Origin of the sequence: Chloroflexus islandicus (assembly GCF_001650695.1) — a bacterium.
Taxonomy (GTDB): Bacteria; Chloroflexota; Chloroflexia; order Chloroflexales; family Chloroflexaceae; genus Chloroflexus; species Chloroflexus islandicus.
This window is the reverse complement of sequence record NZ_LWQS01000034.1, coordinates 31,892-47,341: the sequence shown is the minus strand read 5'-3', so window position 1 is coordinate 47,341 and position 15,450 is coordinate 31,892. Positions and strand designations below refer to the sequence as shown.

Annotated in this window: 15 protein-coding genes; 7 read left to right on the top strand and 8 right to left on the bottom strand. The window is 60.3% G+C overall.

Annotated features, from left to right (window positions below):
* Positions 1 to 6: 6 nt before the first annotated feature.
* The 7 genes from A6A03_RS02895 to A6A03_RS02865 all read right to left on the bottom strand — a co-directional run bounded on the left by A6A03_RS02895 (position 7) and on the right by A6A03_RS02865 (position 6,340).
* A complete protein-coding gene (locus A6A03_RS02895; protein ID WP_066783390.1) occupies positions 7 to 1,158 on the bottom strand; it encodes a sensor histidine kinase in 1,152 nt (383 codons plus the stop codon).
* Positions 1,159 to 1,242: 84 nt separating this feature from the next.
* Positions 1,243 to 1,548 (bottom strand): circadian clock KaiB family protein, encoded by a 306-nt coding sequence (locus tag A6A03_RS02890; protein ID WP_066783387.1) that lies wholly within the window; start codon positions 1,546 to 1,548, stop codon positions 1,243 to 1,245.
* Between the two features lie 4 nt (positions 1,549 to 1,552).
* Positions 1,553 to 1,861 carry a circadian clock KaiB family protein gene (locus A6A03_RS02885; protein ID WP_066783385.1) on the bottom strand — a complete coding sequence of 103 codons (309 nt, stop codon included), beginning with the start codon at positions 1,859 to 1,861 and terminating at the stop codon, positions 1,553 to 1,555.
* Positions 1,851 to 3,563, bottom strand: a complete 1,713-nt coding sequence (kaiC, locus tag A6A03_RS02880; protein ID WP_245668793.1) for a circadian clock protein KaiC — start codon at positions 3,561 to 3,563, stop codon at positions 1,851 to 1,853. The genes A6A03_RS02885 and kaiC overlap by 11 nt, the downstream gene beginning before the upstream one ends.
* A 67-nt stretch (positions 3,564 to 3,630) precedes the next feature.
* Positions 3,631 to 4,932 carry a response regulator gene (locus A6A03_RS02875; RefSeq protein ID WP_066783383.1) on the bottom strand — a complete coding sequence of 434 codons (1,302 nt, stop codon included), beginning with the start codon at positions 4,930 to 4,932 and terminating at the stop codon, positions 3,631 to 3,633.
* A gap of 56 nt (positions 4,933 to 4,988) precedes the next feature.
* A complete protein-coding gene (locus tag A6A03_RS02870) occupies positions 4,989 to 5,723 on the bottom strand; it encodes a prolipoprotein diacylglyceryl transferase (protein ID WP_066783382.1) in 735 nt (244 codons plus the stop codon).
* An 80-nt stretch (positions 5,724 to 5,803) separates the two neighbouring features.
* Positions 5,804 to 6,340 (bottom strand): peroxiredoxin family protein, encoded by a 537-nt coding sequence (locus tag A6A03_RS02865; protein WP_066783379.1) that lies wholly within the window; start codon positions 6,338 to 6,340, stop codon positions 5,804 to 5,806.
* 385 nt (positions 6,341 to 6,725) lie between these two features.
* Between A6A03_RS02865 and A6A03_RS02860 the strand changes: the two genes are divergently transcribed.
* The 7 genes from A6A03_RS02860 (at position 6,726) to A6A03_RS02830 (ending at position 14,247) form a co-directional block, all read left to right on the top strand.
* Positions 6,726 to 7,742, top strand: coding sequence for a DNA-directed RNA polymerase subunit alpha (locus tag A6A03_RS02860; RefSeq protein ID WP_066783377.1), 1,017 nt, complete (start codon positions 6,726 to 6,728; stop codon positions 7,740 to 7,742).
* Positions 7,743 to 7,750: 8 nt separating this feature from the next.
* On the top strand, positions 7,751 to 9,013 hold the full coding sequence (gene rho / locus A6A03_RS02855) for a transcription termination factor Rho (RefSeq protein WP_066783375.1): 1,263 nt from the start codon (positions 7,751 to 7,753) through the stop codon (positions 9,011 to 9,013).
* Positions 9,014 to 9,033: 20 nt separating this feature from the next.
* The gene (gene mobA / locus A6A03_RS02850; protein ID WP_066783373.1) at positions 9,034 to 9,657 is read left to right on the top strand and encodes a molybdenum cofactor guanylyltransferase; all 624 of its coding nucleotides are present in this window, start codon (positions 9,034 to 9,036) and stop codon (positions 9,655 to 9,657) included.
* A 163-nt stretch (positions 9,658 to 9,820) separates the two neighbouring features.
* A complete protein-coding gene (locus A6A03_RS02845; RefSeq protein WP_066783371.1) occupies positions 9,821 to 11,137 on the top strand; it encodes a WD40 repeat domain-containing protein in 1,317 nt (438 codons plus the stop codon).
* Between the two features lie 838 nt (positions 11,138 to 11,975).
* Positions 11,976 to 12,800, top strand: coding sequence for a class I SAM-dependent methyltransferase (locus tag A6A03_RS02840; RefSeq protein WP_066783369.1), 825 nt, complete (start codon positions 11,976 to 11,978; stop codon positions 12,798 to 12,800).
* Between the two features lie 182 nt (positions 12,801 to 12,982).
* Positions 12,983 to 13,525, top strand: coding sequence for an acyl-CoA thioesterase (locus tag A6A03_RS02835; protein ID WP_066783367.1), 543 nt, complete (start codon positions 12,983 to 12,985; stop codon positions 13,523 to 13,525).
* Positions 13,526 to 13,569: 44 nt separating this feature from the next.
* Entirely contained in the window at positions 13,570 to 14,247 is a 678-nt protein-coding gene (locus A6A03_RS02830; RefSeq protein WP_066783366.1) for a response regulator transcription factor, read from the top strand.
* Between the two features lie 31 nt (positions 14,248 to 14,278).
* Here A6A03_RS02830 and meaB read toward each other — a convergent pair whose 3' ends face one another.
* Positions 14,279 to 15,391, bottom strand: coding sequence for a methylmalonyl Co-A mutase-associated GTPase MeaB (gene meaB / locus A6A03_RS02825; protein ID WP_066783364.1), 1,113 nt, complete (start codon positions 15,389 to 15,391; stop codon positions 14,279 to 14,281).
* Positions 15,392 to 15,450: the final 59 nt, after the last annotated feature.

The window sequence follows — 15,450 nt, the reverse complement described above, 5'->3', positions numbered from 1 at the left end:
GCACCGCTAACCGGCATCAGCCTTCCCTATGGGTGCCCGAATCACCACAGTGGTGCCCGGCCCAGCGCCAAATTGCAGGGTGGCCCCAATCTGGCGGCAGAGGCCCTGCACCAGTTGCATGCCAAGGCTACCGCCGCCAGTATTGACTGTGGGTGGCATACCGACGCCATTATCAGCGACTTCGACCCGCAACGCATCACCCTCTTTATGCAACCGCAAACTGATGACGCCATCTTTGGCGCTATGGGGAAAAGCGTGCTTGACGCTATTCGAGACCAATTCGGTGACAATCAAGCCCAGCGCAATCGCCTGATCGATATTGATGCTAATGCCGTGGCTCACTTCGCTGGCCAGCCGGATCGGGCTGCCCCGCACACTGAGCGAACGCCAGACGCTGGTGGCAATATTTTGCAAATACTCGCCAATGTCAATGTGGGCCAGACTCTCTGAGCGGTACAGTTGTTCATGCACTAACGCTAAGGCGCGAATGCGGTTTTGGCTATCTTGAACCGCGGCGCTGACCCGCTCGTCGCTAATATTTTCGGCTTGCAAGCGCAAGAGGCTTGACACGATCTGCAAATTATTTTTGACCCGATGATGCACCTCGCGCAGCAGCAGTTCTTTTTCCGCCAGCGCGGCGCGCAGTTGGGCGGCGACCGCTTGCGGCCCCGACAAATCGGTCACCACCGCGCACATATTGGCTTCGGTTTCGTCGCGTAGGGCGCGCAACGAGATCTGGGCCGGTCGCTGCGAACCATCAACCGCTTGCAGGGTGATGGGCCCCTTGCTCGAACCGGCGGCGCCGGCAGAGAGCAGTTCAGCACAGAGCAGCCGGTCAGCCGGCGCGACCAGATCAAGCAACGAGCGGCCCGTCAATTGATCTTGGGGCAGACCGGCCATTTCAGCGAACTTGCTATTGCAATAGAGAATGGTGCCATCGGCCAACAGGGTCAAGGCGCCTTCATTCATCGTTTCGACCAACACCCGGTAGGGGTGTTCGGCGCCGCGCAGGGTATAGATCAACGGGCCACGCGGCCCATCAATCACCAGCGCATCAGCCTCGCCCATCTGTAAGGCCCGCACCAACTCTTCCAATTCAGCGAGGCGCGCTTGAAGGCGAGCAATCTCGGCCGGGCTCATCTGTGGCTCATGTCCCATACGGCACTTCCCTATATACTCGCGCGAGGGTGTATGGGGGCAACCCCGTGTGTTGCCGGTACCACGCTCGTGAAGCGACACTGCTTAATCATCATCGGTCAGAATATTCAACGCGGCAGCCACTCGCGGCCAATCCGACGAACGCAATTCACCGATAAACGCGGTAGGCGGGCCGGGTTCGACAACCAGCAGGGTCGGCGTCGCAATAATATGATCTTCGCGCGCCCGATCAGGCTGTTGATAGACATCGATCACCTCAAGCCGGTAGCGACCGGGCATATACCGCTCGCACAACCGGCGCACCGTGGTAATCGCGCGGGTCGAACGGCTGGTCGCGCCGGCGACGTACAACCGCAGCAATGGTACAACTGGCTGATTGGTGATATCCATCGGCTCAGCTCCCTGTATGTTGCCGGGGTGTTAGATCGAGCCCAACCAGCACCCGTTCCGTGTTCGAGAGATCGCCTACGATTTTGCGAATGGGCGGCGGCAATTTGCGCACTAAGGTGGGAATGGCCAGAATATTGTCGCTGATCGCCCGTTCGGGTTCGTGATGTAAATCGATCACGTGAACCCGGTAGCGGCTCTGCAAATATTGATCGCAAATCCGGCGCAAATTAGCGATCGCGAGCAGACTTTTAGGAGTCTGCCCGGCAATATAGAGCCACAGATCATATTCATACTCTGGCGCTTCATCTGCCATCGCTGCCCTCTTGAGTAGAGTCACGGTACCGGCTCGTCGCTAGCCGGCTTTGGATTTGCGCCTGTGCGCGCGCTTCCGACAGGGCTGCGTCCGCATTCATCTCGTCAGTGAGCGCAGCCAACTCGGCTTGCAACGCTTCGATCTGTAAAGACAACAATCGCTGTTGCAAGGCGTAGCGGCGCTGGCGCTGGATCGTTTCCCGCTCGCGCAGTTCATATTCGTGGCGGAGCCGCTCTTGTTCGGCGATGCGCGCGGCGCCAACCAACACGGTCTCGCCAGCGGCGTAAATGTCTACCAACCGCAACCCGTTCGCATCCATCACCAGCTCGCGCACCTGATTGGAATGGCGCATGCCACGGGATTTGAGCACCAGCAAGCTCCGGTTGCGTTCGCCGTTGGCCTCGTGGTTGCGCAAGACGATCCACGTATCGACCAGCGATGAAATATTGACCTCGCTTTGGGCCGGATCGGCGCCGGCATTGGTTAAGCTAGTAGCGAGGGTGGTGACCCCCAACGACTTGAGGCCATCGAAGAGTCGGAACAGCATGGTCGTAATATCAACCGGGCGGCTGATGGTATGAAAACCGGTGATCGGGTCGATCACCACTGCGCGCGCGCCGCTCTGTTCCACCACTTCGAGCAACGTGATCAAGTGGGTCTCTAGACCGGCCAGCGAAGGCCGGCTACTGATGATCTGCAAAAGACCGCGATCGCGCCATGGTTGCAGATCAATCCCGATCGAGCGCAGATTGCGCGCAATCTGATCGGCTGATTCCTCGAACGCAAAGAAGATCGCCGGTTCGCCGCGGGCGCAGGCAGCGGCGACAAACAACGCGCCAAGGCTGGTTTTGCCCGAACCGGTCGGGCCGCTCACCAGAATGGTGGAGCCGCGGTAATAGCCGCCGCCATCGAGCAATTGGTCAAGATCGGGAAAGCCGCTTGAGATGCGTTCAGCGGAAACCGGATACCTTAGCCCGAACGAGGTGATCGGCAGCATGGTGATGCCACGTGGCCCGATCGTGAAGGGATACTCGTTGACACCGTGCGATGAGCCGCGGTACTTGACGATGCGGGCATAGCGGGTCAATACGTGCTCGGTAATCCGGTAGTCGAGCAAGATGACGCAATCAGCCACAAACTCTTCGATCCCAAAGCGGCTCAACCCTTGCCCAGAACGTTCGGCGGTAATAATGGCGGTCAGGCCACGCTGGCGCAACCAGCGGAAGAGCCGTTGCAATTCACCGCGCAGAATGTTTTGGTTGCCAAACGCGCTGAAGAGGGTTTCGATGGTGTCGAGCACGATCCGTTGCGCCCCGATCCGGTCAATCAGCAGGCCAAGCCGGATGAAGAGACCTTCGAGGTCGTACTCGCCCACTTCCGCCACTTCACCCTGATCAAGCGAAATCTGTTCGATCAGCAACAACCCGCGTTGTTCCAGATCGGCGACATCAATAGCTAGATTGGCTACATTGATGCGCAAATCAGCCGGACTCTCTTCAAACGAGACAAAGATGCCGGGTTCGCCGTAGAGCGCCGCGCCGCGGGCCAGCGTCTCAAACGCCAGCAGGGTTTTGCCGCAGCCGGGGCCGCCGCAGATCAAGGTTGGCCGGCCCCGCGGCAGACCGCCGCCGGTAATGTCATCGAGACCGCGAATCCCGGTTGGCGCTTTGGGCAAGTTCGTGATGGCGGCAGGCAGTTCCACCAACGCTCCTCTTCTCCTCCAACAATGCCGACCCCTTCCCCGTAACGCACGGTGGCTACGAGTGGCATTATTCATCAGCCGGATCGGCGCGGTTCATCGCCTTGGCCGCGTGTTTGCCAGCCAACGCGCCGCACCCCAAACTGGCCATTTCAGCAATCATTGCCGCCAACTGGTAGCCGCTGCTTTGCGCCGGATCGGGATGGTACAGGCTCAGTACGCCAATCACCTCATCGTGTTGCCTGATAGGTAGCGACATCCGCTCGCCGAGCAACCCGTTCGGGATAAAATTGCATACATGGCTGTCACCGGCCAGACTCAACGCCCAGCGCCGTTCTCCCCAACACGAGCAGCGCGGCACCGGCCGGTGAACGAGCGGTTCACCCCAGTGGCCAACCGGATGGACGAGATCGGTGTCAGGGTTGTAGATCAACAAAGAACCACGGTAGCCGGGTAATAAAGTTGCACCAGCGGTAATGATGGCGGCATAAATCTCTTGACGCGAGCGCGCTGCGTTGAGGGTATGGGCAAGCGTGCCAAGCGCGGCGAGCGCCTGTTCGCGTTGTTCTAACAACGATTGATTGGTTTGGAGCCGGCGTTTCGCTTCTTGCAACTGGTTGATCGCCCGTTGCCGTTCGCTGACATCACGGAAAACGATTACCACACCCTCGTTGGTGCCGTCATCGGCGGTAATTTGAGCCACGGTATGTTCAACCAGCAAGCGATCGCCATTCCGGGTCAGGAGGGTGACCGGGGCCGGCAAGCCATTTACCGATTCGGGATGGTGGGGCGTGCTATCAGCCGGCAAGCCGGTATTGGTGGCCACCAAGGTATAGACGCGCGCTAAGGGCCAACCGATCGCCTCTTCGGGGGAAATGCCCAACAGGCGCGCAGCCACCGGATTAACGAAGGTGATCCGGCTTTGCGGATCGGTGACAATCACGCCATCGCCAATGCTGGTCAAGGTGGTGCGGAGATGGCGTTCACTCGCCTGCAGGCGCCGTTCGAGCCGGTGCTTATAGGCGGCGACGGCGATCGCGACCTCAAGCTCGCGTTCATCAAACGGTTTGAGCAGGTAGGCCCACGGTTCAGCGAGGAGCGCCTCGCGCAAGGTCTGATCGTCGGCGTGCGCGGTCAAAAAGACGACCGGCACCCCCCAACGGCTGTAAATCTGGCGCGCGGCTTCAATGCCGTCCATCGCTCCGCTGAGGCGAATATCCATCAAGACCAGATCAGGCGGCTGGCGCGCCACCGTAGCCAACGCCGCTTCACCACTCGTCACTACATCGGCGACCGAATGGCCAATGCGCCGCAAGGTCTGGCTCAGGTCTTGGGCAATGATTAATTCGTCTTCGACGATCAACACCCGCATGTGTTTTCTCGGAGCTTAGCTGCAAAAGCGGTTAGTTGTACTGCTAGTATACCGCGTTATCTATAGTTGTGTTGCGGAAAGATCTCTGACCAGATCCGTACAATGATGACAAGTATCGCCAAAGCGACGACTTGCGACCCGCGCACATGGCCCGGCAAGAGCCAACCGGTGGCGGCAAATCCTTCGCCGATCAGCGTACCGGCGGCGAGCAGAGCGCTGACAGTGAGAAAGAGCATGCCGGGTGGTTGCGGCTGGCGATACCGCACCCGCCAGACGACTAAGGCAATCAGCGCGGTGAGCGCAGCGTAGAGTTGGGTGGGGTGGCGCCATTCACCCCACAGATTGATCGCCCACGGCACTTCAGCCGGTAGACCATAGCCATCACCGCTGGCCAGTTGGGCAATGGCATGGGTGAGAGCGGCGAGGGCGATTCCCGGTGCGAGTGCATCGAGGGTGGGCCACAACGGCCAGCGTTGCCGCCAGAGCATCAATCCGCCGATCACGATGGCCGTCGCCACGCCGGCGGGCGGAAAAAAGGCTTGCAAATCACGCGAGAACAAAGCCCACGGATCGGCCACATAACTCGGCCATGCCATCAGCGCATAGCCAAGGCGCGCGCCGATGACACCGGCCAGCAGAGCGATAAAGACGACGATCTCGAGCCGGTCACCGTCGAGCTGGTAGATGCGGGCAGCGCGTCCAACGACTTGCAGGATGAGCCAGCCGCCTAACAGCAGGATTAGGCCGGGCGTGTACAAGGCAAAGGGGCCAATGTTGAGTACAGGAAGCATAGGTTTTGGAAGCGTATGCGGTTATACGAGCGACAATAGGGCCGGTTGCGTTTGGTGTTGATGCAGCGCGGCAGCGCGGCCTATTCACCGAGCAACGGTTCGATCACGCTGCGCAGGCTGGCTTCGCTGAGCGGCCCGCCAAAGAAGACCTCCCGGATGACACCGGTGCGATCAACAATGAACGTGGTTGGCAACATCCGGACACCATACCGCTGGCCGGTTTCGCCGTCACGGTCGAACACGATCGGAAAACTCAACCCGAACTCGCGTTGCATCGCCGCCACAGCGACTTCATCGTCTTGCACCGTGCTGTTGACGGCCAGAATCGTCAAACCACGTTCGCGTTCGGCTTGGTAGAGTTTTTCCAACGTAGGCATTTCGGCCCGGCAAGGGCCGCACCAACTAGCCCAAAAATTGACAATCACGACCTGACCGCGCAACGCTGACAGCGGCAGCGTCTCGCCATTGGCCTGCGGCAAAGCAATGGCCGGCGCGACAAAGCCCGGTCGCGGGCTCACCGTTACCGGCGGCAGATCCGGCGGCCGGCTGATGACAATCCAGCCGATACCTGCAATCATGAGCATGAGGGTCAACCAATCACGCTGAGTCTTGTTCATAGCATCCATCGTCTCAAGCGACGGCCCGCGGGCATGTCGCAGCAATGATGTCACAGTAACAGAGCGTTGCGGCGATACTGTTTGCAACAAATACGCTAATTTATGGTATCATATAACGAGTCTGTGACCAACACAGCGTGTAACTCTCACCGATATGATAAGGTCACGCGCACATGTAGGCGCATTGCCGCCGCCAACTGCGCTACAGCGCCGCCAATAAAGCGCACTGTAAGCACAGCTTCCCGTTCTCGTTATTCGTTATTGTGGTTGAGTCTGTGAGTCCGACACGCCATTGCTCGGCGAGGCGCACTGTTCGTTGGGCGCGCCGGTGCGGCATGGCAGCAACGGGCGCCATTAGAGTCGCGGAGCCTTCTGGAACAGGAATATGGAAACGCTTGAACTGTCGCTGATCACGCCACGGGTTTCGCTCATTGCAGCGGCTGAGAACTATGGCCGCTTCGCCATCGCGCCGCTGCAACGCGGCCATGCCTCATCGCTCGGGAATGCGTTGCGCCGCGTGTTAATCTCGTCAATCCCCGGCGCCGCCATTACCCGGATCAAAGTGGCGGGTGTGATTCATGAATTTACCGCTATTCCCGGCGTCGTCGAAGACGGCACCCAGTTGGTGCTCAATGTGAAAGGCATCCGGCTGCGTTCATACAGCGATCGGGCAGTGGCGTTGCAGTTGGTCAAGCATGGCCCCGGCCCGGTGTTTGCGGGTGATATTGATACGCCGAGCACCGTCGAGATCGTCAACCCGCAACACTACCTTTGCACGATTGACGATGAGAACACCACGCTCGAAATGCAGTTGACGGTTGAGCGTGGCCGGGGGGTGCAGTTGGCCGATACGGTGAGCGGCATGCCGATCGGCGAGATTGCGGTTGATGCCCTCTTTAGCCCGATTCCGCGGGTCAACTTCTTGGTGGAAGAGATGGGTGATGACCCGCTCACCGGCTACGATCGGCTCATTCTTGAGATTTGGACTGATGGCACCATCAAGCCGGGTGATGCGTTGAGCCACGCCGCTCAAGTCTTGACCCAGTATTTTGGCCGGATTGTGAGCTTGAGCCAGCCGGAAGAGCCTGAACAGCAGCCCAATCTGCCCCCGCCGATCCCGGAAGAGATTGCAAATCGCACGATTGATGAGCTTGGTTTGAGTACGCGGACTTACAATAGTTTGCGCCGCGCGGAGATCCACACCATCGGGCAGTTGTTGCGCCTTGATGATCGTGGCCTCATGGGGATTCGTAATTTGGGCGCGAAGGGGATCGAAGAGATCCACCATCGGCTTGAGGCGCTCGGCTATCGTTCGGGTGAAGCCGCCTCCGGCCGGTTGCCCGCCTCATCTGCCGACCACACTACTCCGCCAACCGGTGCAACCCACGCAGAGGAGTTATAAGACACGCAATGGATGACAAGCGTATGACGACAGGCACCCCCGAATCAGTTGACAAGACGCGCCGGCGCCGGCGCCGGGTGAATGGTGATGCGGGGGCATCAGCCGGGAGCGAAGGCGTGCCGGCCTCGCCGGCAACAACCGCCGTGGTCGAAGAACCTGTGACCATGCAGGGTTCCGGCTTACTGGAAATTGTTCCCGAAGGCCACGGCTTTTTGCGCAATCCGCGGCTGAGCCCCAGCAACGATGATGTGTATGTGGCGCAATCCCAGATCCGCCGCTTTAATCTGCGCACCGGCGATATGATCGAGGGGCGCGTGCGCCCGCCCAAAGAGGTTGAACGTTACCCCTCGTTGCTCTACGTCGAGCGGATCAATGGCCTGCCAGCCGAAATGGCCCAGAAGCGACCGCTGTTCGAGCAGTTGACGCCGATCCATCCCAATGTGCAGATTGTGCTCTCGACTGAGCCGAATATTCTGCCGACGCGCATTGTTGATGTGATTGCGCCGATTGGGCGTGGCCAGCGTGGTTTGATTGTCGCGCCTCCTAAAGCTGGCAAGACGATGTTGCTCAAGGCGATTGCCAATGGCGTGACGACCAATGCGCCTGATATTCAGCTCATTGTACTCTTGATCGGCGAGCGGCCCGAAGAAGTGACCGATATGCGCCGTTCGGTACAGGGCGAGGTGGTGGCCGCTACCTTCGATGAGCCGGTCGAGCAGCATATTAAAGTGGCTGAATTGGTGCTCGAAAAGGCCAAGCGGCAGGTGGAGCATGGGCGCCATGTGGTGATTTTGATGGATTCGCTCACCCGCTTGACCCGCGCCTATAACATTGCAATGCCGCCGAGCGGGCGCACCCTCTCTGGCGGTGTTGATCCTGCGGCCCTCTACCCGCCCAAGCGGTTCTTTGGCTCGGCGCGCAATATCGAAGATGGCGGCTCGCTCACCATTATCGCTACCTGCCTCGTTGATACCGGTTCGCGTATGGACGATGTGATCTACGAGGAGTTCAAGGGCACCGGTAACATGGAGCTGCATCTCGATCGTAAGCTGGCCGAGAAACGCATCTTCCCCGCAGTTGATATTCAGCGTTCGGGCACCCGTCGCGAGGATCTGTTGCTCGATCCGGTGACGCTGCGCCAGAGCTGGATGCTGCGGCGGATGGTCAGCATGGTCGGCGAGAATGAGGGCGCTGAGTTGATGTTGACCCGGATGGCTAAGACGAAGAGTAATGCTGAGTTTCTTGCGTCGCTGGGCAAAGTTGGCTCCTAATCACCTCGCTGTGCGTGCGCATGTCCAGTGATGTCGAGCTGAGCGGGATTGTGATTGCCGGTGGACGTAGTCGCCGCTTTGGGGTTGATAAGCGGCGGTTGCGGCTGTGGGGCGAAAGCGGCCCGCATTTGCTCGGCCATGCTGTTGCGTTGTTGCAACCGCTGTGCGTCGAAACCATCGTCGTGCTCAATGATGCCGAAGCGTGGCCCGACGTGCCGGCGCGGATCGTGCCCGACGAGCAGCCGGGCAGCGGCGCGCTCGGCGGTCTGATCAGCGGGTTGCAAGCCATGCGCACGCCGGCGGCGTTGGTGATTGCTGCTGATATGCCATTGATCGTTCCGGCGGCGCTGGCGGCGCTGGCGCGGTGGCCGTTTACCGGCGATGCGCTGGCGCCTACGCCCCCCGGCCAGCCTGATCAACCACAACCCCTATTCGCTGTCTACCGGCACAGCGTGCTCCCGCAGTTGCGCCGGGCCTTTGCCGCCGGCGAACGCCGCTTGCAAGCGGCGTTGATGGCGTTGCGTTGGGTCGATCCCGGCCCGGCCCTCTGGCATCGTTATGATCCCGCTGCGCGTTCGTTGCTTAATCTGAACACGCCAGACGACTTGGTTGCCGCCCAAGCGTGGTTGCGCCAAGTTGAATAATGGCCGGTTGTCGAGCGGTGGCGTTTGGCGTTGCTCGTGTGCGCCGCCAATTTGAAAGAAATGTTATCTTACAATGTGGTGACTCACAGGTATCGTTTATATAGTTGATTTATGCTTGTTGGCACCACGTGGATATTCGCGCATTCGACGACCGAGTTTAACAATGCAGCAGCGTTCTTCTCCCAATGGTGTGGTTGGGTCGTCCGCCGACTCTGTTTCGTCGGCGTTAGAGGTGTTACGGCAAAAATTGCTGGTGGCGTATGACGGTGCTTGCGCGATCAGTGGTTGCCAAGTAGCCGCAGTGTTGCGTCCGGTCTTGATCGATCCGCACGGGCCGGCGGAGCCGCACAATGCGCTGTTGTTGCGCGCTGATTTGCAGATCCTCTTTCATGCTGGCTTATTGACGATTGATGCGATGACGCTGGAAGTGCTAGTGGCGCCGGAGTTGCGGGATAGCGAGTACGGTGCGCTGGCTGGCAGGCGGCTGCGCCAGCCCAACCGGCTGGCATTGCGGCCTAACCGGCACTTGTTAGCGACGCATCACCGATTGTTCCAGCTCGAACAGCCAGCGACTGATGCACTGGCTATCCAGCGCCCGCTGCTGCGCCAATTGCTAGCTGTGCAGAGCTGGGTGAACAGTCTGACGTTTAGTCCCGATCAGCAAATGCTCGCGACCGGTTCATGGGATGGCATGCTGCGGCTCTGGCGGTTGCCTGATGGCCAATTGCAGCGCGTCATCAGCGGGAATATTGGCGAACTCAATGCCGTCGTGTTTAGTCCTGACGGCCAGCGGATTGCAGCGGCTGGTCGCCAGCACGGCGCGCGGATCTGGCGCGTTGCTGATGGCGAACTCCTCGTGCATTTGGGTGATGACCAGCGTCACGGTGCGTTTTTTAGCATTGCCTTCCAGCCGCACGGTGATTTAATCGCCACCGGCGGCTGGGATCCAGCGGTCTATTTGTGGCACGCGACTGATGGTCGTTTGAGCGGCATATTGCCCGGTCACGATGGGGTGATCAATAGCGTCGCCTTTAGCCCTGATGGCAATCTGCTGCTATCCGCCGGCCATGATCGAGTCTTACGGCTCTGGCAGATGCATGATCGCTCATTGGTGCGGGCGATGCGCGGGCATAGCGACGCGATCTTCAGCGTTACCTTCAGCCCGAATGGCCAATTGGCGGCGAGCGCCGGCGGCGATGGCCTGATCTTTATCTGGCGGGTTGATGATGGCCAGCCGTTGCAGATGTTAGCAACCCCGTCTGGTGCCTGCTTCAGCTTAGCATTTAGCCCTGATAATCAGTATCTCGCGAGCGCGCACTATGGCCGGATCGTGCGGATCTGGCGGGTGCGCGATGGGGCGTTGCGCTGGGAGTTGGGCGGACATAACGAAAGTGTCACCTCGGTGGCGTTTGCGCCGGGTGGCGATTTGTTGGCCAGCGGCAGCTTCGATTCAACTGTGCGAATCTGGTCGTATCAATAGCTGGTTTGCGCAGGCGATGGCGGCGCGCAGGTATACATTCCGCTAAAGGGGGAGATTGCTTCGGGCGCTGCGCGCCCTCGCAATGACAGGTTGGTTCCCGTCTGTCATTGCGAGCCGCGCGGAGCGCGGCGAAGCAATCCCCCGCGAGGACGGACTGCACCTGCTCAGGCATGGGTTGCGCTGAAGGGGGAGATTGCTTCGGGCGCTGCGCGCCCTCGCAATGACAAGGGGGCGTGGCGCCCGCTGCGCTGGTCGCCACCACTCCCTCGCAATGACAAGGGGGTGAAGCGCGGTGAAGCAATCTCCTGCGAGAGCGGGAGGGATGCGCTCAGGCATGGGTTGCGCTGAAGGGGGAGATTGCTTCGGGCGCTGCGCGCCCGCTTTCCCGCTGTCATTGCGAGCCGCGCGGAGCGCGGCGAAGCAATCTCCTGCGAGAGCGGGAGGGATGCGCGCAGGCATGGGTTCCGCTGAAGGGGGAGATTGCTTCGGGCGCTGCGCGCCCTCGCAATGACAAGGGGGCGTGGCGCCCGCTGCGCTGGTCGCCACCACTCCCTCGCAATGACAAGGGGGTGCGGCGCTCGCTGCGCTGGTCGCCACCACTCCCTCGCAATGACAAGGGGGTACGGCGCATCCACGTTCGGTCTGTCATTGCGAGCCGCGCGAAGCGCGGCGAAGCAATCCCCCGCGAGGACGGACTGCACCTGCTCAGGTATACATTCCGCTGAAGGGGGAGATTGCTTCGGGCGCTGCGCGCCCTCGCAATGACAAGGGGGCGTGGCGCCCGCTGTGCTGGTCGCCACCACTCCCTCGCAATGACAATGAACGTAAGGTTTCGGTCATGCTCCATCATCACCACGCCGTGCGCGCGTTTTATCGCCAGACGGACTGGATGTTCCGCGTGCTCGGCATCATCCGTGGATCGCAGGCGATGCATGCCGGTTTGTGGCAGCAGGCGCGCAGCCATCGCGCTGCCCTGCGTTCGATTGATGAGACATTGTTGGCTGCGGCCCAGCTTGCTCCCGGTGAGTGCTTGCTCGATGCCGGTTGCGGCGCCGGTGCGAGCGCCAATGCGATTGCTGCTCGCCACGATGGGCCGGTGATCGGCCTCACCATTGTGCCCGAACAGGCCAAGCGGGCGCGGCGCGGCGGGCCGGCAACGTTTGTGTGCGCCGATTACGCTGCGGCGCCGCTGTGCAACGCGAGCTGCGATGTGGTTTGGATGCTGGAGAGCATCTGCCATGCGCCGGATAAGCCGGCGCTGTTGGCTGAGATCAGGCGCGTGTTGCGTCCGGGTGGCCGGTTAGTCATTGCTGACCGTTTCGCAGCGCGATCTGATCTTTCCCCGGTTGAGCGCAAGCAGTTGCGGTCATGGTTACGCGCGTGGGCCATGCCCGATTTGGTGACGGCTGACGAGTTGATCGCGCTGGCTGAAACAGCCGGTTTGCACTTGTGCCAGCGCGAAGACCTCACCCTCAGCGCCGGGCCGTCGCTGCGCTTCCTCGGCCATTTCGCCCAATTGACTCTGCCGGCGGCGCTCGTGCTGCGCGCGCTCCGGTTGCAATCTGAACTTCAGATCGAAGCGATGCGCGGCTGTATCGCCCAAACCCGCACCCTCAACGCTGGCCTCTGGCGCTATTATCTGTTGGTGTTTCGTTACCAGTAACGATGCGTTGGAAATAGTACTATGGAGTGCGGCAGTCAAACTGCCGCACTCCATATTTGCGCGCTATGCTCGCTGCATCCGCTTGAAACCGGTGATGCGATTGCGCTGGTCTTAAGCGTATCTCTCGCGAGTATACTTGACAAAGCAGCATCTTCATCGTTCCCATCTGGTGGAGTAGACCTATGGAAACTAATGGAGGAACGCACCAGCCTGAGCAGTTCCGCACTTTGCAAATGACCGTGTTGATGACGCCTGATATGGCTAATTTTGCCGGCAATGTTCACGGCGGTCATATTTTGAAACTGCTCGATCAGGTGGCTTTTGCATGCGCGTCACGCTACTCTGGACGGTATGTGGTGACGGTCTCGGTCGATCAGGTGATTTTTCGCGCTCGCATTCACGTTGGCGAATTAGTAACGTTTTTGGCTTCCATTAACTACACCGGCAATACGTCAATGGAGGTGGGGATTCGGGTGGTGGCTGAGAATATCACGGCGCGCACCCAGCGCCACGTGATGACCTGCTACTTTACAATGGTGGCGGTTGATGACAATTTTCGCCCGTGCCCGGTGCCGCCGGTGCGGATCGAGACGGCGGAACAGCGCCGGCGCTGGATGGCGGCCCGTTTGCGCCGTGAGTTGCGCCGCGAGATCGAGCAGCGCAGCCTTGAGATTCGCCAGCACCCGGAAGATTTTATGAATGAACTCGATAGCGAGCCGCATTAGGGAAAAACATTGACGAGCGCACTACCTCTTCGTATACTACAGGTATGGCGCGAATCTTGATAGTTGAAGATGAAACTGAAATTGCCTCTTACCTGCGGCGTGGCCTTCACCTCGAAGGCTATCAGGTTGATGTTGCCTATGACGGCATCCGTGGCCTAGAGATGGCCGTTGCCGGCAACTACGATCTGGTCGTCCTCGATTTGATGCTGCCGGGGGTGGATGGGCTTGAAGTTGCGCGCCGGCTGCGCGCCGAGTCGAGCGTCCCGATCATTATCTTGACGGCGCGTGATGCGGTGCGTGATCGGGTGATCGGGTTGGAAGCCGGCGCTGATGATTATTTGGTCAAGCCGTTCGCCTTTGAAGAGTTGCTGGCTCGCATTCGCGCCCAATTGCGCCGTCAGCAGGTCAGCCAAAACCAAGAGGTGTTGCGCTTCGCCAATCTGACCCTCGATACTCGCTCGCGCGAGTTGCGCGTCGGCGACCGGCGAGTGGAGCTGACGGCCAAAGAGTACGATCTGCTCGAACTCTTTATGCGCCATCCGAATCAGGTGCTGACCCGCGACATTATCTACGATCGGGTGTGGAATTACGATTTCGGCGGCGAGAGCAATATTATCGAGGTCTATGTGCGCTATTTGCGCCAGAAGCTCGAAGCCAACGGCGAGCCGCGCTTGATCCATACCGTGCGGAGCGTGGGGTATATTTTGCGGGAGGATGCGTAGCGAACGGTAGGGGCATAGCAACGCTATGCCCCTACCGTTCGCTCAAGGCTGCAATTAACTCTTGCACCGCACTCACCACCGGCAAACTTCCCTCAACCACCGCCTGCTCGATGACGGGCAACCGTTCGCGCACGGCAGGATGGGCAAAAAAGAGCGTGCGCAACTGTTCGTCAATTAAATGATAGAGCCAATCGCGAGCCTGCTCACGGCGGCGGGCAGCAAAGACGCCGCTGGCCGTCATCTCGGTGCGGAAGCGCTCGATCTCTTGCCAAACGGCGGTGATGCCGTCGCCAGTCAGCGCTGAACAGGTGCGCACTGGCGGTTTCCAACCCGGCGTGGCCGGTGAGAGGTATCGCAGTGCGTGGCGATACTCAGCTTGGGCCGCCAAGGCGCGCGCTCTGTTGTCGCCGTCGGCTTTGGTGATCACCAGCGCATCGGCCAGCTCGATCACCCCTTTCTTAATCCCTTGCAGTTCATCACCAGCGCCAGCCAGCATCAACAACAAGAAAAAGTCCACCATCCCGCGCACCGCCGTCTCGCTCTGGCCGACACCGACCGTCTCGACCAGCACCACATCAAAACCGGCGGCTTCGCAGACCAGCAGCGTCTCGCGGGTCTTGCGCGCGACGCCGCCCAAACTGCCGCCTGACGGCGAAGGCCGGATATAGGCGTTGGGGTGGCGGGCGAGCCGTTCCATCCGGGTTTTATCGCCCAAAATGCTGCCGCGCGAGATGCTGCTCGATGGGTCGATGGCCAAGACCGCGACCCGGTGGCCCTGTTCGCAGAGCATGGTGCCAAGCGCCTCGATAAAGGTACTCTTGCCGACGCCGGGTACGCCGGTGATGCCGACCCGGAGCGAGCCGCCGGTGGAGGGCAGCAGTTGGCGCAGCACCTCTTGCGCTTGGACCATGTGGGCCGGAGCGTTGCTCTCGATCAGGGTGATGGCGCGGGCGAGAATGGCGCGGTCGCCGTTGCGCACCCCCTCGACATACTCCTCGACCGTCAAATGCCGGCGGCGTGGGCCAGACGGTGGCGTGGCGGGGGCCGGCGCACTGCCGGGCAGACCATCGTGGCGGCTGGCGATCCCGGCGAGCACCGACAGCGCAAAGGGCATCTCTTCGGCGGTTGGCTGGTTGTTGGTCATAGGTGTTGTTGTTTGGCTGAACAGGAGCACTGGGTGTGTGAACCATCACCCCCGGCCCC